Annotated in this window: 21 protein-coding genes; 5 read left to right on the forward strand and 16 right to left on the reverse strand. The window is 31.4% G+C overall.

All coding sequences use genetic code 11. The annotated features are described in order from the left end of the window. Positions 1-19 precede the first annotated feature (19 nt). Together AADI82_RS06470 and AADI82_RS06475 are read right to left on the reverse strand one after the other, a co-directional pair. Positions 20-832 (reverse strand): geranylgeranylglyceryl/heptaprenylglyceryl phosphate synthase, encoded by an 813-nt coding sequence (locus AADI82_RS06470; protein ID WP_341215633.1) that lies wholly within the window; start codon positions 830-832, stop codon positions 20-22. Further along, a complete protein-coding gene (locus AADI82_RS06475; RefSeq protein ID WP_341215634.1) occupies positions 798-1,424 on the reverse strand; it encodes a 4'-phosphopantetheinyl transferase superfamily protein in 627 nt (208 codons plus the stop codon). The genes AADI82_RS06470 and AADI82_RS06475 overlap by 35 nt, the downstream gene beginning before the upstream one ends. Before the next feature lie 130 nt (positions 1,425-1,554). On the opposite strand from AADI82_RS06475, the gene ahcY reads away from it, so the two are divergent. Next, positions 1,555-2,871, forward strand: coding sequence for an adenosylhomocysteinase (gene ahcY, locus AADI82_RS06480; RefSeq protein ID WP_341215635.1), 1,317 nt, complete (start codon positions 1,555-1,557; stop codon positions 2,869-2,871). A gap of 292 nt (positions 2,872-3,163) precedes the next feature. Here the strand turns inward: ahcY and AADI82_RS06485 are convergent, their stop codons facing one another. The 3 genes from AADI82_RS06485 to AADI82_RS06495 all read right to left on the reverse strand — a co-directional run bounded on the left by AADI82_RS06485 (position 3,164) and on the right by AADI82_RS06495 (position 5,838). Further along, the gene (locus tag AADI82_RS06485) at positions 3,164-4,852 is read right to left on the reverse strand and encodes a hypothetical protein (RefSeq protein ID WP_341215636.1); all 1,689 of its coding nucleotides are present in this window, start codon (positions 4,850-4,852) and stop codon (positions 3,164-3,166) included. A gap of 159 nt (positions 4,853-5,011) precedes the next feature. Further along, complete coding sequence (locus tag AADI82_RS06490) at positions 5,012-5,443, reverse strand: ester cyclase (RefSeq protein WP_341215637.1); 432 nt, start codon at positions 5,441-5,443, stop codon at positions 5,012-5,014. A 122-nt stretch (positions 5,444-5,565) separates the two neighbouring features. Further along, on the reverse strand, positions 5,566-5,838 hold the full coding sequence (locus AADI82_RS06495; protein WP_341215638.1) for a hypothetical protein: 273 nt from the start codon (positions 5,836-5,838) through the stop codon (positions 5,566-5,568). An 81-nt stretch (positions 5,839-5,919) separates the two neighbouring features. Here AADI82_RS06495 and AADI82_RS06500 point away from each other — a divergent pair, with 81 nt between their 5' ends. Beyond that, positions 5,920-6,393: a DUF1569 domain-containing protein gene (locus tag AADI82_RS06500; RefSeq protein WP_341215639.1), complete on the forward strand. Its 474-nt coding sequence runs from the start codon at positions 5,920-5,922 to the stop codon at positions 6,391-6,393. Between the two features lie 52 nt (positions 6,394-6,445). Here AADI82_RS06500 and rpmA read toward each other — a convergent pair whose 3' ends face one another. The 4 genes from rpmA to AADI82_RS06520 all read right to left on the reverse strand — a co-directional run bounded on the left by rpmA (position 6,446) and on the right by AADI82_RS06520 (position 8,923). After that, complete coding sequence (rpmA, locus tag AADI82_RS06505; protein WP_034041951.1) at positions 6,446-6,706, reverse strand: 50S ribosomal protein L27; 261 nt, start codon at positions 6,704-6,706, stop codon at positions 6,446-6,448. Between the two features lie 27 nt (positions 6,707-6,733). Continuing rightward, positions 6,734-7,270: a 50S ribosomal protein L21 gene (gene rplU, locus AADI82_RS06510; RefSeq protein WP_341215640.1), complete on the reverse strand. Its 537-nt coding sequence runs from the start codon at positions 7,268-7,270 to the stop codon at positions 6,734-6,736. A 75-nt stretch (positions 7,271-7,345) separates the two neighbouring features. Further along, on the reverse strand, positions 7,346-7,798 hold the full coding sequence (locus tag AADI82_RS06515) for a DUF4199 domain-containing protein (protein ID WP_341215641.1): 453 nt from the start codon (positions 7,796-7,798) through the stop codon (positions 7,346-7,348). A gap of 246 nt (positions 7,799-8,044) precedes the next feature. Next, positions 8,045-8,923, reverse strand: coding sequence for an EamA family transporter (locus tag AADI82_RS06520; RefSeq protein ID WP_341215642.1), 879 nt, complete (start codon positions 8,921-8,923; stop codon positions 8,045-8,047). 92 nt (positions 8,924-9,015) lie between these two features. Here AADI82_RS06520 and AADI82_RS06525 point away from each other — a divergent pair, with 92 nt between their 5' ends. Further along, positions 9,016-9,522, forward strand: coding sequence for a heavy metal-associated domain-containing protein (locus AADI82_RS06525; protein WP_341215643.1), 507 nt, complete (start codon positions 9,016-9,018; stop codon positions 9,520-9,522). A gap of 53 nt (positions 9,523-9,575) precedes the next feature. Here the strand turns inward: AADI82_RS06525 and gldD are convergent, their stop codons facing one another. From gldD to mutY, 4 genes are all read right to left on the reverse strand, one after another. Next, positions 9,576-10,157: a gliding motility lipoprotein GldD gene (gene gldD / locus AADI82_RS06530; RefSeq protein WP_341215644.1), complete on the reverse strand. Its 582-nt coding sequence runs from the start codon at positions 10,155-10,157 to the stop codon at positions 9,576-9,578. Then, a complete protein-coding gene (locus tag AADI82_RS06535; protein ID WP_341215645.1) occupies positions 10,157-11,461 on the reverse strand; it encodes a gliding motility-associated protein GldE in 1,305 nt (434 codons plus the stop codon). Before AADI82_RS06535 ends, gldD begins: the two co-directional genes overlap by 1 nt. Positions 11,462-11,488: 27 nt before the next feature. Then, entirely contained in the window at positions 11,489-11,935 is a 447-nt protein-coding gene (ssb, locus tag AADI82_RS06540; RefSeq protein ID WP_341215646.1) for a single-stranded DNA-binding protein, read from the reverse strand. 95 nt (positions 11,936-12,030) lie between these two features. Beyond that, entirely contained in the window at positions 12,031-13,071 is a 1,041-nt protein-coding gene (gene mutY, locus AADI82_RS06545) for an A/G-specific adenine glycosylase (RefSeq protein WP_341215647.1), read from the reverse strand. 142 nt (positions 13,072-13,213) lie between these two features. On the opposite strand from mutY, the gene AADI82_RS06550 reads away from it, so the two are divergent. Further along, positions 13,214-13,504 carry an HU family DNA-binding protein gene (locus AADI82_RS06550; RefSeq protein ID WP_341215648.1) on the forward strand — a complete coding sequence of 97 codons (291 nt, stop codon included), beginning with the start codon at positions 13,214-13,216 and terminating at the stop codon, positions 13,502-13,504. Positions 13,505-13,827: 323 nt separating this feature from the next. Beyond that, the gene (locus AADI82_RS06555) at positions 13,828-15,375 is read left to right on the forward strand and encodes a ribonuclease E/G (RefSeq protein WP_341215649.1); all 1,548 of its coding nucleotides are present in this window, start codon (positions 13,828-13,830) and stop codon (positions 15,373-15,375) included. Between the two features lie 473 nt (positions 15,376-15,848). Here the strand turns inward: AADI82_RS06555 and AADI82_RS06560 are convergent, their stop codons facing one another. From AADI82_RS06560 to AADI82_RS06570, 3 genes are read right to left on the reverse strand one after another with little or no spacing between them, the layout of a single operon-like run. Then, on the reverse strand, positions 15,849-16,706 hold the full coding sequence (locus AADI82_RS06560; protein WP_341215650.1) for an NgoPII family restriction endonuclease: 858 nt from the start codon (positions 16,704-16,706) through the stop codon (positions 15,849-15,851). Beyond that, on the reverse strand, positions 16,703-17,752 hold the full coding sequence (locus AADI82_RS06565; RefSeq protein WP_341215651.1) for a DNA cytosine methyltransferase: 1,050 nt from the start codon (positions 17,750-17,752) through the stop codon (positions 16,703-16,705). Before AADI82_RS06565 ends, AADI82_RS06560 begins: the two co-directional genes overlap by 4 nt. Further along, the gene (locus AADI82_RS06570) at positions 17,749-18,063 is read right to left on the reverse strand and encodes a helix-turn-helix transcriptional regulator (protein ID WP_341215652.1); all 315 of its coding nucleotides are present in this window, start codon (positions 18,061-18,063) and stop codon (positions 17,749-17,751) included. The genes AADI82_RS06565 and AADI82_RS06570 overlap by 4 nt, the downstream gene beginning before the upstream one ends. Positions 18,064-18,275: the final 212 nt, after the last annotated feature.

Below are 18,275 nucleotides of genomic sequence, written 5' to 3' on the forward strand. Positions count from 1 at the left end.
AATTAAGGTTGTGGTATCTTTATTTTAATTCTTCAAAAAACGATTCATTTTCTTCAAAAGCGGTGCCAATAACTACTAAATCTGCTCCAGATGAATATGCGTTTTCTAATTGTTGCTTATTTTTTATTCCACCGCCAACTATCAGAGGAATGCTTAAGTTTTCTTTTACTCGACTAATAATTTCAGAAGTCACAGGATTCAACGCTCCACTTCCAGCCTCTAAATACATAAGTTTCATGCCTAATAACTCGCCTGCTTTGGCAGTATCAGCTATTTTTTGAATGGCACATCTATCTATAGCTTTTGTTTTTGTTACACGCTCAACCGCTGTTTCTTTACCACTTTCAATTAAAACATATCCTGTAGATATTATTTCTAGTGATGTGTTATTTAATTTGGGAATAGCCTCAACATGCTTGCCAATTAAATAGTCTGGGTTTCTACCAGAAATTAACGATAAAAATAAAAGGGCATCGGCTTTGTTTGTTATTTGATGAATAGCTCCAGGAAATAAAATAACTGGTAATTTAGTGTGCTTTTTAATTTCAAAAACTAATGTTTCAGTCGCTTCAACTTCAACAGTACTACCTCCAACAAAAATATGAGTAGCTATAGATTGATTTACTTTTTTAAAAAAACGAGTAACATGTTTAATATGAAATTTATCAGGGTCGATTAAAACGGCTAATAATTTTTCTTTAACAGAAATTGATTTTATTATGTTTTGATATATCTTTCTATTTGCCACAAATACACGAATAATTTTCTCTACTCTTTTCTTTATTCTCTTTTCTAAATTAAGCCATAGCATACGCACAAGTAAAACCTTCAAACTCCAAAAAGTGAATATTATATCTGTGTTTTTTAGTTTTATAATCAATCCAAGCAACCGTTTCATCATCCTTAATACTAAAAGGAATTACCAAACAGTGTTTTTTAAAGCTCAATCCTGGCTTTGCATAAAGTTTATATAACGATTCCTTTACACACCAAATAGTGGTTAGTTTTTTTATGTAATTTTTATCGTTTTCATTCAAATAATCGAACTCGTAATCAATAAATTTATGTGCGATAATATTAATTTTATCTCGTTGTTTTTCAATATCTATTCCAATAATTAAATCACTTATTATAACTGCTGAAAAATTAAATGAATGTGTTATAGAAATTTGTTTACCATCTTTTAAGTGAGGTTTTCCATTCTCATCATAAAATAAATCGGCATCGGTATATCCAAACTCTTCTAATAATTTCCGGACACTTAAAAATCCGCGCTGATGCATCTCACTTTTCATACCCAAAACACGCTCTAAACTATTAGATTTTAAAATAACAGACTGGAATAAATCGGCATAAGACTCAGAAATCTTCCAGATTTTAACAGTAGTTTGTGAGTTTGGAGTAATGGTTTTATACAGCGGCATTTATTATTCTGAAAGTTATTGATTATCTTTGCACAGTCTAAGACATGTAGCAATTTTTGATAAGCGAATTTAACTATTTTTAAGTGCTAAAACAAAGTTGTTATGCTTTTAAAACAATAAGAAAAATACTATGAGTACAAAAACAATTCCTTACGTAGCAAATAAAGTAAAAGATATATCGCTTGCAGAATGGGGACGAAAAGAAATAGAGTTAGCAGAAGCTGAGATGCCAGGATTAATGAGTTTACGCGAAGAATACGGAGATTCACAACCACTTAAAGGTGCTCGTATCGCAGGCTGTTTACACATGACTATACAGACTGCAGTTTTAATTGAAACATTACAAGCTTTGGGAGCTGAAGTAACTTGGAGTTCTTGCAACATATTCTCAACACAAGATCAAGCTGCTGCTGCAATTGCTGCTGCTGGAACTGCGGTTTACGCATGGAAAGATATGACCGAAGAAGAATTTGATTGGTGTATCGAGCAAACCTTATTCTTTGGTGAAGATAGAAAACCACTTAACCTAATTCTTGATGATGGCGGAGATTTAACCAATATGGTTTTAGATAAATACCCAGAATTAGCTGCAGGAATTAAAGGTTTATCTGAAGAAACAACAACAGGAGTTCACAGATTATACGAGCGTGTAAAAAACGGAACCTTACCAATGCCAGCCATTAACGTAAACGATTCTGTTACAAAATCTAAATTCGATAATAAATACGGTTGTAAAGAAAGTGCGGTTGATGCCATTCGTCGTGCTACCGATTTAATGTTAGCTGGAAAACGCGTTACCGTTTGTGGTTATGGCGATGTTGGAAAAGGTACAGCAGCCTCTTTTAAAGGTGCAGGAAGTATAGTAACTGTTACAGAGATTGATCCTATTTGTGCACTTCAGGCTGCCATGGATGGATTTGAAGTTAAAAAACTAGAAACCGTTGTTGCTAATTCTGATATTGTAATTACCACTACAGGGAATAAAGACATTGTTCGTGCAGAGCATTTTAAGGCTATGAAAGACAAAACCATAGTGTGTAATATTGGTCATTTTGATAACGAAATACAAATGGCATGGTTAAATGATAACTACGGCAATACTAAAAACACTATTAAGCCACAAGTTGATAAATATACTATTGACGGAAAAGATATTATCATACTTGCCGAAGGGCGTTTGGTAAATTTAGGATGCGCCACTGGCCACCCAAGTTTTGTAATGAGTAACTCGTTTACTAATCAAACTTTAGCGCAAATCGAGCTTTGGAACAACGCTGATGCTTACCAAAATGATGTATACATGTTACCAAAACATTTAGATGAAAAAGTAGCAAAATTACACTTAGAAAAAATTGGGGTGGAGTTAACCGAATTAAAACCATATCAAGCAGAATATATTGGTGTAACGGTTGGTGGACCTTATAAGCCAGAGCATTATAGATATTAAATTCCTTTGAAAAAAGGAATCTTATAAAACACAAATCCCAAGCAGCAATGTTTGGGATTTTTTCTTGGGCGTTACCACAAGGGTCGGACTTTCACTACTCGCTCCCTCCTGTGTCGGGGAGCTCAAACATACCGGCTCAATCCATAACGCACTTAACTTGCGGTTGTCAAGTTTTAATTTGCAGTTGTGTTTTATATCTGCGAATTTTATTGATCAGGACATTAATAATTTTAAGTAAGTTTTTACAACATTTCATATGTTATATCCGCATGTTGTGTATAGTTCTTTATAGTTAATTTTCTATAATTCCGTCATTACCCTCAATTCTATTGTCGTCAATTTTCCATTTTTTTAATGACATTAAATAAGGGTCTAAATTTCTTCTAAAATCCAATATGATACTATCTAAAAGCTCTTTATTCCTTTCAGTTTTAAGAATGAATCTTGGATTTGAGCCCATTGATTTTCTATTCATATAAGGATGAACAAAAATACTACTGGTAACTTTTGTAACTTCAATATCTGGCGTGAAGTCTGTAAAAGTATCTTTTCTTTTAATTCCTCCAGATATATGTTCGTATTCATCATAATTCCCATAAGCTTTGAACAAAATCAAGTTAGATTGAAAGAATATTTCTGTGTTAAAAAATATGAATAGGTCATACACCAACCTACTACCAAAAAAATAAAGTGCAGTACCAAATAAAATTAGAAATAAACTCAAAAGAATGTTTGGTGAATATTGTGAAAGACTAGTCAAAGTGCCTTGATTAAATGTTTCGATATTAAGATTCGGAAAGTTTAGGATACCTACAAAAAAAACAACTATTCCTGTACAAATTAGAATTGTCCCAATTAAGTAAATTGATGACAAATTCTTTTCAATTCCTTTGTTATATTTTGTAGATACTATTTCTGGATTCGTTTCATAAACATATTCAAAGCTAAAATCTCCTTTGTGTATTTGGTCGCCAGCTAAAACGCCTCCAGATTCTTGGGTGTGGTTTTTAAAATACCAACCAGTTTTTGCATTTATAACGTTATCAAATTGTTGTTTTATATTATTTGGCTGTGTTGCAACTCTATTGGTGGCCAAATCTATTTCTGAAACTTGTACCTCGATTTTCTTCCGATTTGCAAAGGCCTTTTCTATCAATTTGAAAGAAACCAAAGCTGTATAAATTATTATGATTACCAAGGCTACGATTGAAATCAATAAACCTAAATTAATATTCTTTGCATAAGGTGGGTAAAGTAGAATAGTTATGATATAGAATACAAGAAAAAAAACAACTCTTTTCCTATTGCTTGAGCTTTCATTTTTATTAGTTACTGCACTAATTTTAGATGGATGCCATAAAGTCAGTAAGCCAATTAGTATAAATAAATTTATCCAAATCATACTGAAATCAAGTATATCCAAATAAACTATAAACCCAAATAATGCCAAGATGAATAAAAAGAAAGCGATTAGCGAAACTGGTCTTGATTGATTTGCAATAAATTTTGTTATAGGAAATGGTACGTATTCAAAAATATCAGAGACTCCTTTTTTTGAAACGAATTTATAAAACAGAAATTGCCAGTCTTTTATTTTACCTTTTTCATTATCAGACAAACTTGCATTTTTACTTCGGAAAATATTTGCATAATGCTTTGCTAAATTTTGATCGTCAGTTGTTCTTTGTCCAAGAAGTCTATTAATACGAATATTTCGAGTAATGTCAAATATATCATTTAAACTAAAATCATATTCGTTTTTATAACCTCTCCAAAGTGAGCGGACACCAATCGTTAAAAATCCAATCCCTGAGCTAACTTTAATAGCTGTAAGCAAATAGCTTTTTTCTTTCAAATCTGTTTTAATCATAAAGATTAAAACTAATCCCAATATTAAAGTCAGTCCACCTTTGATTAATGAAACGTAGGCTATTTTTCGAAATGGGTACAGTTCTTTCTCATTGTTTTCTGTTTCGTTCATTTTATTGATGTTGGTTAGTTATCAATTTTGGTTTTTCGGCATTACGCACAACGGTGAGTATATGAAGCGTAGCATTCCGAAGGGTGCTATAATTTCATATATATTGTTAACAGACGTTGATTAATATACTTTTCCATAACTTCAATTTTCTCCTTTCATCTAGTTAATAAAAGTAGTTTCGTCATGCACTTCCCATATTTCAACAATGTGCTCTTGATCAAATCTAAAAAAGAACATATTATGTACGTCAATTTTGTTATTTAATCCCTCAATGCCCTTAAACTTTTTAATATGTGTACCAGTAAAACTTGAATTCACTGCGACTAAATCATTTTGGACAATTATATGATGAATTTTATACTTAAAATCAGCAAAAGCTTCATGCCATCTGTCAATATGATTAGGAAGTCCATCACGAGTAATTATAAAATCTCGCTTTCCATGAAACAGTATGGAATCAGCATAAATTTTGTCTATTTCATTATGATTCCTCTTATTCCAACCTTCGAGAAATGAGTTTTTCACTTTTTCGATGCTATTCACTTCTTGACTAAAAGAAGGAAATGCAGTAATAATAAGAACGACTACCATTAATTTTATCATACTTTTAATTTTTTGGCTATGACTGCTAACATATTATATAGTAACTTTTATGCTTTATATCCCGTAAAAGCATTATCAAAGCAGTTTAATAAAATGTTTGGATTCAAAACTCACTCATCAACCATATCCTTTTCAAAATACCACCATAAGCTAGAATCGATAGTAGCCTTCATTTTGTTAATATCGACATCATCTTTCAAGAACACTGTAATGTTTTCGCCTACTCGGTTTTGCCCAATGCTTTCGGTTATTTCAATCATTTCAATCTCATTAAAATGCTCTAAATGCTTTTTAATCTTAACACCTAGAGATTCATCACTCAAAAAAATCTTAATAGTTTGTTGACTTGGAGAATTTCTAATTTCTGATCTAAACGGTAGCATAATCAATAATTTTAAGTAAAACAATATCCAATAGCCTAAGTTAAGAATTTAATCAATATCTTTTTAAATTAAATTTCAACTATGGTAAATAGAAAGATTAAGATTTTAAATGAATTATTATCTGAAATAGAAAAAAACATTCTTTTTAAAGATAAAAAAAGTGATTTGATTTCTACATCCAATATTGGCTGGCAACTGGATCATAGCTTAAAAGTTTTTAATGCTGTTTGCGAATGGACCATAAAATCTAATCCAAAAAAATATGAGCGAAAATTTAATTTTTGGCGTGCAGTTTTGTTTCCAATAGGATATATCCCAAGAGGAAAAGTTAAAGCTCCAAAAATAGTACAGCCGCCAAATGTTATTTTAGATGAAGATTTACACGCTCAATTACAAACTGCAAAAAACCATATTGACGCTTTAGAAGTTTTACCTAAAACGGCTTATTTTAAGCATTTCATTTTTGGGGAATTATCTAAAAAGCAAACGTTACGATTTTTAGAGATGCATACTAAGCATCATTTAAAAATAGTAAGTGATATATTAAAGGCATAAAAAAACCTTTCTGTTATCCAGAAAGGTTTTAAATATCTAAAAGAAATTATTTCTAAGCCTCAAAAGGCTCTATAGAAACGTAAGATTTGTTGTCTTTTTTCTTTGTAAATTTAACAAGACCATCAACTTGTGCATGCAAAGTATGATCTTTTCCTTGGTAAACGTTTTCACCTGGGTGATGTGTATTACCACGTTGTCTTATGATAATGTTTCCTGCAATGGCAGCTTGTCCACCAAAAATCTTAACACCTAAACGTTTCGATTCTGATTCTCTACCATTCTTAGAACTACCTACTCCTTTTTTATGAGCCATTGTCTTAAGTTTTTATATTGTTAATAATTAGCTTAATGCAGCAATTAAATCAGCCTTTTTCATTGAAGAAATACCTTCAACTCCTTTTGCTTTTGCCATCTCTTTTAATTCAGCAACTGTTAATTTGCTTAAATCTTGAGTTGCTTCAGCTTTTGGCGCTGCAGTTTCAACTTTTGCTTTTGGTTCTGCTTTTTTAACTTCTTTACTTGGAGCTGCTTTCTCAGCTTTAGCTGGGGCTACCTTTTTTGCTCCTGAAGCAGCAATGCTTTCGATTACAATTTCTGTTAAAGATTGACGGTGACCATTTTTAACACGGTAACCTTTACGTCTTTTCTTTTTGAAAACGATTACTTTATCACCTTTAAGGTGCTTTAAGACTTTAGCACTTACTTGTGCTCCGTCTATAGCTGGGGCGCCTACAGTTATTTTGTCACCATCACCAACCAAAAGAACGTTATCGAAAGAAACTTTCTTACCTTCTTCAGTTTGTAAACGGTTAACATAAACTCTTTGGTCTTTTTCAACTTTAAATTGATGCCCTGCTATCTCTACAATTGCGTACATAGCGAATTTTTATTAATTAATTTTGTTCAAAAAATGAGTGCAAATATACATCTAATTAATTAAACCACAAACCATTTATCTGTTTTGAAGAATATTTTTGCTATTTTTAAAAAGTTGCATAACTGTGAGCGTAGAAACTACAGATGTAGCAAACCCCATTACTGCAACAACAAAAGTAATCATACCTATATCCAAATTAAATTGTCCATTGAGTTTTTCAAGTAAATTTGGCAAAAAACTAGGATTAATTTCAGTTGCATAAAACAAGAAAAATAGAGTAAAGAATAAGGTAGCTACAAAGCCTGTTACAATACCCGTTTTAAAGCCCTCACCATAAGAAAAAAGTTCAGCATCTCTAAGCTTTTTTAACCGAACGGCTTCATATATACCAAAAACTGTAATAACAGCATTAAAAAAACTAAAAACCGGATTAGTATGTTTATTAAATAATGCTAAAATTAAAAAGTATGCAATAAGTACTGCACTAGTAACGAGGCCAAACCGAATAGGAAGTGTTATTGTTTTCATCTGCTTAAATCTTTTAATTATTAAACATTAATTAAAAAACTGAGAGCTTCTGTAAAACTTTATGCTCTCATATTAAAATTTTATCATGTACTATATATAATTTAGGAAGTTTAAAATAGATTTATGTTAAGTTTCAACATGAAACTCACTTGTAAGGTTCTTAAATTTCGTGAAAAAAATTGATTTAAAATAATTTCTGATGAACTATTTTAAAATAAACATTTGATTTTAAGACTATTACCACCCTTATCCTTTTCGTTTATGAGACAAATAAACTCCAAGCAAAATAATTAAACTAGCAATGCCTTGTAAAAAACTAAAGCCCTCACCATCAATAAAACCCCACATTAGCGCAACAACTGGCATAACATAAGTAACAGACGATGCAAAAACTGGTGTGGAAAGATGGACTAACTTATTAAATAATATTTTTGCCATGGCTGTTCCAAAAAGAGATAAAAGGGTAATATACACCATTGCCATTTTAAACTCTGGATTATTAAATGTTGTTTTTGAAAAGAAATCTGTAAATAATAATACGACAACACCTGGAATAAATATAGCTACAAAATTACCAGTAGCTATAGTTAATGGTTTTACATGCTGTAAATACTTCTTTATTATATTAACATTAAAAGCATACATAACGGTTGATAAAATAACAAAAACCGCATACATGTAATTTTGGTTTGGATTTAAATGGGCGCCTTTTAAAATTAATATTGCAGTACCTATAAAGCCAACAATTACACCTAATATTTGTCGTTTCGTAGATGTTATTTTAAACACAGCAAACCCCAACAAAATAGTATTTAAAGGTACTAATGAGTTTAAAATAGAAACTACTGCACTATCTATTTCGGTTTCTGCAATAGCAAAGAAAAAAGCTGGAATAAAAGACCCTAAAAAACCAGAAATTATAAGCCACTTCCAATCTTTAGGCTTAATTGTCTTTACTGTTTTGTAACCAATAGCAAATAAAAACAAACCTGTAATAATAATTCTTAAAGCTCCTAACTGGTAAGGGTTTAACCCTAAAAGAGATTTTTTAATTAAAATAAACGAACTTCCCCAAATTAATGAAAGTGCAAATAGGTATATCCATTTTAAATTGATATTGTTCATTTATGCAATTTTTAGAAACACAAAATTCTACTTTTTTGTGCAATAAACGTCATTATTTAGTAGTTTTGTAGAGAACTTAATACTTTAAGATAATGAAGACATTTAAAAATATTATAGTAGTTACATTAATTACACTTTTTACTTTAAGTTGTAAAAATGAAGCTAAACCGGAAGTTAAAACTGTTGCTGTTGAAAATGAAGCTATTACTGAAAAAGCTTTAGACCCTAATGCTACATATGCCAAAGCAGAATTTACTATTGATGGCATGACTTGCGAAATTGGATGTGCAAAAACCATTGAGAAAAAAATTGCCAAAATGGAAGGTGTAAAATCTGCTACAGTAGATTTTGACAGAAAACTAGCTATGGTTGAATATAACGAAGCTAAAGTTACTCCAACATCACTTGAAGAAACCGTAACTAAAGTTGCCGACATTTATAAAGTTAGTGATATGAAAACGGTTGAAGGTTTTTCAACAAAAAAAGCATGTACTGCAGATTGCACAAAACCATGTTGCGCTAATAAAACTGATGCTGAGAAAAAAGCATGTGCTGCCGATTGTAAAAAGGCGTGTTGTGTAGAAAAAGCTGAGGCTTAATTTTTAGAAGGCATATATTTATCAAAAAAGCTTCTCAAAATTGAGAGGCTTTTTTATTTCCACTCCACAGTTTCCATAATGTGCTTAATATCTTTTTGTAGATAATTAGCAGCAGGAAGAATAGAATCGTAGTTAGGTTTTGCGTAAAAATACAGCGACCCCGTTAAAAAATGGTTTATGCTATCGGTTACATAAAATTGCGCTTGGGATGCGGCATTGCCTTCAACCTGATAAAACATGCCGTATGTTTTTTTGTTGGTATTCTCGAAAGCGTTTTCTAAAATGGCATCGGCTTTTATGTTATGCTTTTGAGTGAAATTTTGGGCATCCCGTAAAAAATTAACTAAATTTTCCTTATTGTTTTCTACAGCTTTATAGGTTAAAAAAATAGTGCCTTTTAATGAGGGGTACTCAATATTAATTCCATAACTTTTGGTTGTTGCATTAACATTATTCATTTTTAATTTTGTAGCTAGCAAATTAGTTTCAAATGTAAAAGGAACATTAATATTTGATTTAACATAATTAGCTTTCGGGTAATCTAATCTTAAATAAGCCTTTGGTTTTGGCACATAGTCTTCTCTACAAGAAACAGAGAAAACAATTACAAGAAATAAGCACAAAAAGTTCTTCATTAAGTAATTGTAAGTTTTACAAGCTTTATCCTTTTCTTATCTAAAGCTTCTATAGTGAAAACGTAATTTTTAAAATTTATTTTACTATTTAACTTCGGGAAGCTTTTAGATATTTCTAAAACAAAACCAGCAACGGTTTCTGCTTCACCTTTATAATCTTCAAAAACAGCATCATCTTCAACTTTTATAACTTTATAAAAATCTTTTAAAGCTGTTTTGCCTTCAAAAACATAATTATTGTCATCTAACTTAGAGTACATCAAATCTTCGTCATCAAACTCATCACTAATATCACCAACAATTTCTTCAATAATATCTTCTAAAGAGATTAATCCAGAAGTACCACCATACTCATCAACAACAACTGCTAAGTGTACTTTTTTCTCTTGAAATTCTGCCATTAAATCATCTAACTTTTTATTCTCTGGCACGAAAAAGGGTTCTCGTAATAGGGTTGACCAATCAAATTGTTTTCTATCAATATAAGGCAATAAATCTTTTACGTATAAAACACCTTCAATGGTATCAATATTATCCTTATAAACAGGTATTCTTGAATAGCCATTTGCAATAATTTCAGGCATAATTTCAGCATATTTTTGCTCTATATTAAGCGCAAAAATATCTATTCGTGGTCGCATAACTTGTTTGGTATCTGTATTTCCAAAGGATACAATACCTTGTAGTATTTTTTGCTCTTCTTTGGTTGTATCGTCTTCACTTGTAAGCTCTAAAGCTTGCGATAGTTGATCGACACTTAAATTAGATTTTTGCTTGCCTAATTTTTTATGAATTGCCAACGTAACACCTCGCATGGGCATACTTATAGGCGTTAATAAGACATCTAAAACTCGTAATGGATATGCCATAAACGAAACAAACTTTAATTTATTTCTGCTAGCATAGATTTTTGGTAAAATTTCACCAAATAGCAAAATAAGAAAGGTTACAATAATAACTTCTAGTATAAATTTTAATGCTGGAGATGTAATAGACTCAAACATATTACTGCCCAAATAAGCGAATAAAATAACTATAGCTATGTTTATAAAATTATTTGATACTAATATGGTAGCCAACAATTTTTTAGGGCGTTCTAAGAGTTTAGCTATAATTTGTATACGCTTAGAATTATTTTCTAAACCTTCTTCAATATCTGTTCTTGTGAGTGAAAACAACGCTACTTCGGCACCAGAAATAAGTCCAGAGCAAATTAAAAGTAAAAACAACAATGCAAAACCGCTGACAACAGAAAAATCAATTGCAATAAGTAATGCTATAAAACTCGCGGGATCAGGATCCAATTACCATGGTATTAGTTAAACAATAAATTAAAACGGTAGGTCATCATTTCCTCCACCATTAGACTCATTCGTTTCAGATGGTTTTGAAACAGGGTTTTGTGCAACTGGCTTATTTACTACGTTATTTTCACTATCTTTTTTAGTAGATAAAAAAGTGAAATCCGAACAATGTATTTCAGTCGAATACCTATCTGCTCCTTTATCGTCTTGCCATTTTCTGGTTTTCAATCTGCCTTCAATATAAACCTTATCGCCTTTGCTTAAATACTTTTCGCAAATTTCAGCCCCTTTATTTCGCACAACAATATTATGCCACTCGGTATTTGTAATGCGCTCATTGGTTTGCTTGCTAGTATAAGTTTCGTTTGTAGCCAACGGAAAACGCCCTATACAACCTCCACCTTCAAAATAATGCATTTTTACCTCATCTCCTAAATGCCCAATAAGCATTACTTTATTTAGTGTTCCAGACATAACCTTTATATTTTTAATTTAATGCTACAAAATTACTCTTTTGCATTTGATAAACTTAAAATTAATAAAAAAATATGATTGTTTATAATCAAGCACTAAAAATTAAACATATCAATAAAATTGCCTATTATAATAGGTACAGGAAAATCGCTAACTTTTTCAATTGAAATCCCCTCAACCAAAAGACTATCAACATTTACAATCCAGAATTTAGTATATAAATGCTGATGCGATAATTTATGAATAATAGCGTCTCTATTATATAATACTAATTCAAATGGCACATCTATTAATAAATCATGCGATTTTATCAGTTTTTTAAACGCATCATAACTTTGCTCTTTGTTGGTTTCTACTAAAGGAAACTGATATAAATTTTGCCAAATACCTTTGCCTTTTCGTTTTTCTAATAGGGTTTTTTTATTCTTCGAAATAAATACTAAAAAATTAAAATGCTTTGTTTTTGCTTTCGCGGACTTAATTTTAACTGGTAATTCTGCTATTTTATTTTTATTAAACGCAATGCATCCTTTGTTTAAAGGACAAACATTACAATCTGGATTATTTGGTTTGCATTGTAGCGCACCAAATTCCATAATGGCTTGATTAAAATCTGCTGGATTTTTTTCATCAATAAGCTCTTGTGCTAATGCTTTAAAATCTTTGGCTCCTTTTGATGAATTAATAGGCGTGTCCATTCCAAAATATCTTGACAACACACGATACACATTACCATCAACCACAGCAGTAACTTCATTAAAACAAATAGACGCCATGGCACTAGCCGTATAATCGCCAACACCTTTTAATTTTAATAAGTCTTTATAGCTGTTCGGGAAAATACCGTTTAATTCACTAGCAATATATTTCGCAGTAGCGTGTAAATTTCTGGCACGAGAATAATACCCAAGTCCTTGCCATAATTTCAACACATCGCTTTCATCGGCATTAGCTAAATCAAAAACTGTTGGATATTTAGTAACAAATGCTTCGTAATAAGGCAAACCTTGTTTAACTTGTGTTTGTTGCAAGATAATTTCTGATAGCCATATATAATAAGGATTTCTCGTTTGTCGCCAAGGCAAATCTCTCTTATTATTTGAGTACCAATGCGTTAGTGTTTTTGTAAATATCATTAATTAGTTAAATAGAACAAACAAAAATAAACGTTTATATTCTTAAATTTTAATGAATTAGGTTTGAAATATTGAATATTTAATTCCTATATTTGCATCCCTTTTATAATCTATAATAGTAACTAAAAATAATATATTAAAAATGACGAAGGCTGATTTAGTAGCAAAAATTTCTGAGAAATTAGGAATTGAAAAAGGTGATGTTCAAGCAACTGTTGAAACATTTATGGAAGAAGTAAAAACGTCGCTAGAAAATGGTGATAATGTTTATTTAAGAGGTTTTGGAAGCTTTATTATTAAAACTAGAGCAGAAAAAACTGGCAGAAATATTTCTAAGAATACAACTATTAAAATACCTGCTCATAATATTCCTGCATTTAAGCCTGCAAAAGTTTTTGTAGAAGGCGTTAAAACAAATGTAGACGTAAAATAAAAAGAGCATCAAACGAATTATTAATTTAAAAAGACACTATTTATGCCAAGTGGTAAAAAACGTAAAAGACATAAGGTAGCGACGCACAAACGTAAAAAACGTAGACGCGCTAACCGTCACAAAAAGAAAAAATAAACCCAAAAAAGTAGTTAGATTAGCTACTTTTTTCGGTTTTAAAAACAACAAGTTCATTGAAATGAGTTCATTAATTTTTTAGCATCCATTCGATGTATTTTGAACTCCACGGATTAAAAATCCTGTGATAAAAAATAATGTATAATCCATCTGTCGCTTATTTAAAGTGATGGATTAAAATTAACTAAATGGATAAAGAATTGATCATTCGATCTAGTTCCGACGACGTTGATTTTGCCTTATTAAAAGATGGAAAACTTATTGAATTACAGAAAGATGAAGATAGTAACGACTTCTCGGTAGGTGATGTGTTTATAGCCAAAATCCGAAAAGCTGTTCCTGGACTAAATGCTGCATTTGTTAATGTAGGTTACGAGAAAGATGCCTTTTTGCATTATCACGATTTAGGGCCAAAACTACCTTCGCTTTTAAAATTCACAAAACGTGTAAGCACAGGTAAACTAAACGATTTTTCTTTAAAAAATTTCCCATTTGAAAAAGATATTGATAAAGATGGCAAAATTGCCGATGTCTTAAAATCAAATCAATCGCTATTAGTACAAATAGTAAAAGAACCTATATCAACTAAAGGTCCCAGAATTAGTTCTGAGCTTTCTATAGCTGGTAGATATATTGTTTTAGTGCCTTTTTCTAACCGTATTTCTATTTCACAAAAAATAGAAGATAAAGAAGAAAAGGACAGATTAAAACGATTGGTTAAAAGTATCACACCGCAAGGTTTTGGTATTATTGTTCGTACGGTAGCACAAGGCAAAAAAGTAGCTGAACTAGATAAAGATTTACAAAATTTGCTTAGTCGTTGGACGGCAATGTGTAAAAAGCTACACAAAGCACATCATCCCAATAAAGTATTAGGAGAAATGAATAAAGCCTCGTCAATTTTACGAGACATATTTAACGACACTTTTACTGGAATTACTGTTGATGATGAAGAGCTTTACTATCAAATTAAAGATTACGTGCAAGAAATTGCACCAAAAAAAGAATCAATAGTTAAATTGTATCAGTCTAAAGTTCCGATTTTTGAAAAATTTGGAATTGAAAGACAAATTAAAACCTCTTTTGGAAAAACCGTTTCTATGGCAAAAGGTGCATATTTGGTAATAGAACACACCGAAGCACTGCATGTTATAGATGTAAACAGCGGAAACAGATCTAACAAAGCAAACAACCAAGAGGATACAGCACTTGAAGTTAATTTAATAGCAGCTACCGAAATGGCGCGCCAATTACGATTACGTGATATGGGTGGTATTATAGTAGTCGATTTTATTGATTTAACCAGTGCAGAAAATAGGCAAAAGTTGTTTAATCACCTTCGCGACGAAATGAAGGACGATAGAGCAAAACACAAAATATTGCCTCCAAGTAAGTTTGGATTGATACAAATAACAAGACAACGTGTACGACCAGAAATGAACATTAAAACTCGTGAGGAAAACCCTGATGAGATTATTAATGGCTCTGAGGTTGAAGCACCCATAGGATTGGTGCAAAAAATAAATCACGATCTTGAAAAACTATTAAAAAAAGACTATAAAAAGGTGACTTTAAACACACATCCTTTTATAGCAGCCTTTTTAACAAAAGGTTTTCCATCAGTGCGTTCAAAATGGTTTTTGGAGCACAAAAAATGGGTTAAAATTTTACCAAGAGATGCTTACACATACTTAGAATATCATTTTTTCGATAAAGATGGTAATCAAATTAAATAATTTAAAAACGCCTTACTATTTGTTTAGTAAGGCGTTTTTGTTTTATACGTCATTGTGAGAAGTGAAACGACGTGACAATCTGTTGAATTATTTTATTTTTATTTGAGCGTTACCACAAGGGTCGGGCTTTTTCGCTGTATCTTTTTTCGTGCCTCAAAAAGGATGTCGCTTCAATCCCTAACGCAGTCTAAATATTTATTAAGTTAATGAACCGAAGCAATTTGTTTTTTAGGAAGTTCGTTTAACGGTTAGTATATGAAAAGTAGGCGATTACGAAGCACTAAACTTTCAGTTAAGCACAAAGTTTGATACGAGCCCAAACTCTTGAATTCATCACTGTTTCGCCTATTTTTTATATACATTGTTGTGTTTTCGTACTTTTTTCCGTTCAGTTTGTAGCGTTGGCAAAGCCATACTCTTTTGCAATTTTTGGCTTGTGTATTGGCTGTAGCGAATTGCAAATGTGTATGGCTTTATGCGGTTGGCTCAACTTTAAATTCAATCAGTTTACATTCAATTAATTCTGCAGGATTGTCAGGGTCATTTACATTAACATCTGTTATAACTACACCTTCAGTTTGTTCTAATTGATTTATTGAAGCATCTGGGAAACTAATAAACTTACTTGTAGGAATAATAGCAAAACATTGGAATCTTTTATTGCTTTCATAATTGTGGATATAATCAAACACTTTAAAAGGTGGTTGAAGAAGCCACATTCCTCTAATCCGTAGATTTGTAATTCCTAATGGGTCAACTTGATTTACTCTTCCAATTTCGTTTGTTTCCGAAAATTCAACATCAGGCATTTCGTCAATGTTGGTAGCAATATCATCTTTTAAAGAAAGGTATGTTTCTTCTGAAGCTGAATAAATATCCCCATAGACAAACCATAAAGATGACAAGCGATTTGTGTTTTTAGGTATATGTCCAATAACATAAATAAATTCTCTTTCTGTCCAGTCTTCACATTCAACACACTTTTTGGTAATAAAAGAACTGTCTGATTTTAAAGTTTGTTTTGGATGAGAGCTGTTTAATTGAAGTTCAGTTGTAAGCGATTCTATCTTTTTTACTTCTATTGCAGGACCATTTCTTAACATAAGGTCTGGCGGATTTCTTTTACTTCCTTGAAATGAGAATACCTCTTTATATTTCAGGTTTCTAATATTCTTATCAGGTTCATCGAACATATTTGCAAAAGAATCTTTTATAAAAGCTTCAAGACCTTCGCCCATATTGTTAGCACGATTATTACCAAATGTTATGTCTTTAATTTCTAACTCATCGCGTTGAGCGATGTTATAAATTGCATCTAAAATATTTATCATACTGCTATTGCTTCTTTTACTTTTTGAGTTTGTTTAACTTTTTTGTTTGTGATTTCATTAGCTTTAATTTGTTCCATAATGCTTTTAGCTAAAAACTTCGCTAAATTCACAGGAACTGCGTTTCCAATCATTTTATAACCTGCTGCAATTTTTTTATAATGAAAAATAAAGTCATTTGGAAATGTTTGTATTCTTGCACATTCTCTTACACTTAATCTTCTATATAAATGCTCTTTTCCAGGAACGAAAACACGAATGTTTTGCTCAATAAATTTCATTTTTGGTGCTTGTGGATGAATTGGTGCGTGTCTACCACCTGCTTGAATTGTAAAAGATTGTTCATCCCAACTTCTAACACGATTTCTTGACATAAATATTGTTGAAAAACTCCCAATCATATACTCGTGATTTGGAATTACACAATTTTCTCCATTTGTATTATTATATTCTAAAGCTGGTAAAACGCCTTCTTTTAAATCAGAAATTGCCGATTCAAGAGTGATTTTTGGAAAAGTTTCAGTTGGAAATTGATATTTGAAATTTAAGTCTTTTCTAATTCCAATGAAGAACACTCTTTTTCGGTCTTGTGGAACATTATAATCAGATGCGTTTAGCATTTGAAAAGAAAGTTCATATCCAATTCCTGCATTTCTGAAAAGTTCTTTTATTCCTTCTAAAGCTTCTGTGTGTTTTGAAATTAGCATTCCACTAACGTTTTCCGCTAAAAAGAATTTTGGTTGTTTAGCTTCTAAAATTCTGATGAAGTCATAAAATAATTGACCTCTTTTGTCCTTTATTCCTCTTGCAGCTCCAGCTTCGCTCCAACTTTGACAAGGTGGTCCACCAATTATTCCATCACACTCTGGAACTTCGTCAGCAGGAATATTGACAATACTTCTTTTGTCAAGTATCGTGTTTGGATGATTTTTTTCATAAGTTTCCCAAATTTCTTTGTCATATTCATTTGCCCAAATGACATTGAAACCTGCTTTTTGGAATCCTAAATCAAGTCCGCCTGCTCCTGCGAAAAAAGATACTACTTTCATATTGCTTTTTCTTTTAATGTTCTTCTATATTCTGCTTTTTCCTCTGCAACTTGTAAAAGTTCTTTAGTACAGTTTGTTTCGTAAATGTGTTTTCCGATTTGGTCAGTCACATATTCATTTCGTAATTCTGTAAGATTGAGTTTGAATATTTTCGCAAGTTTTGGTAAGCGTTTTTCATCAAAATCTCGTTTTCCGTTCTCGATTTTGCTCAAATTTGCAGAATCCAAATTCAGTTTGGCTGCAAGTTGAGTTAAAGTCAATTCGTTTTCGTTTCGTAAAAGTCGGATGTATTCTCCAAATGTGGTTTTCATAAGACTTGTCATTTTTTGACAAATTTATAAATTTTATTTCAAATATTCAATTCGAGCATTGGGAAATTTTAGCTCTTTTGGTTTTTTAAGTGTTGGACTTGAGCGTTGGCAAAAAACGAAAGTGCTAAAATATGCGGCTGGTTCGTATGCAACATAATGCTCAACTGGTATGAAATCGTTTTAATGTTTTATATCAGCCGTTAAACGAAGTT

It is taken from the genome of uncultured Wocania sp. (assembly GCF_964021735.1).
Taxonomy (GTDB): Bacteria; Bacteroidota; Bacteroidia; order Flavobacteriales; family Flavobacteriaceae; genus Wocania_A.

Coding starts and splice junctions, on each gene's coding strand:
- AADI82_RS06475 (WP_341215634.1), bottom strand. CDS start 1,424: ATGCCGCTGTATAAAACCATTACTCCAAACTCACAAACTACTGTTAAA.
- ahcY (WP_341215635.1), top strand. CDS start 1,555: ATGAGTACAAAAACAATTCCTTACGTAGCAAATAAAGTAAAAGATATA.
- AADI82_RS06485 (WP_341215636.1), bottom strand. CDS start 4,852: ATGAACGAAACAGAAAACAATGAGAAAGAACTGTACCCATTTCGAAAA.
- AADI82_RS06490 (WP_341215637.1), bottom strand. CDS start 5,443: ATGGTAGTCGTTCTTATTATTACTGCATTTCCTTCTTTTAGTCAAGAA.
- AADI82_RS06495 (WP_341215638.1), bottom strand. CDS start 5,838: ATGCTACCGTTTAGATCAGAAATTAGAAATTCTCCAAGTCAACAAACT.
- AADI82_RS06500 (WP_341215639.1), top strand. CDS start 5,920: ATGGTAAATAGAAAGATTAAGATTTTAAATGAATTATTATCTGAAATA.
- rpmA (WP_034041951.1), bottom strand. CDS start 6,706: ATGGCTCATAAAAAAGGAGTAGGTAGTTCTAAGAATGGTAGAGAATCA.
- rplU (WP_341215640.1), bottom strand. CDS start 7,270: ATGTACGCAATTGTAGAGATAGCAGGGCATCAATTTAAAGTTGAAAAA.
- AADI82_RS06515 (WP_341215641.1), bottom strand. CDS start 7,798: ATGAAAACAATAACACTTCCTATTCGGTTTGGCCTCGTTACTAGTGCA.
- AADI82_RS06520 (WP_341215642.1), bottom strand. CDS start 8,923: ATGAACAATATCAATTTAAAATGGATATACCTATTTGCACTTTCATTA.
- AADI82_RS06525 (WP_341215643.1), top strand. CDS start 9,016: ATGAAGACATTTAAAAATATTATAGTAGTTACATTAATTACACTTTTT.
- gldD (WP_341215644.1), bottom strand. CDS start 10,157: ATGAAGAACTTTTTGTGCTTATTTCTTGTAATTGTTTTCTCTGTTTCT.
- ssb (WP_341215646.1), bottom strand. CDS start 11,935: ATGTCTGGAACACTAAATAAAGTAATGCTTATTGGGCATTTAGGAGAT.
- mutY (WP_341215647.1), bottom strand. CDS start 13,071: ATGATATTTACAAAAACACTAACGCATTGGTACTCAAATAATAAGAGA.
- AADI82_RS06550 (WP_341215648.1), top strand. CDS start 13,214: ATGACGAAGGCTGATTTAGTAGCAAAAATTTCTGAGAAATTAGGAATT.
- AADI82_RS06555 (WP_341215649.1), top strand. CDS start 13,828: ATGGATAAAGAATTGATCATTCGATCTAGTTCCGACGACGTTGATTTT.
- AADI82_RS06560 (WP_341215650.1), bottom strand. CDS start 16,706: ATGATAAATATTTTAGATGCAATTTATAACATCGCTCAACGCGATGAG.
- AADI82_RS06565 (WP_341215651.1), bottom strand. CDS start 17,752: ATGAAAGTAGTATCTTTTTTCGCAGGAGCAGGCGGACTTGATTTAGGA.
- AADI82_RS06570 (WP_341215652.1), bottom strand. CDS start 18,063: ATGAAAACCACATTTGGAGAATACATCCGACTTTTACGAAACGAAAAC.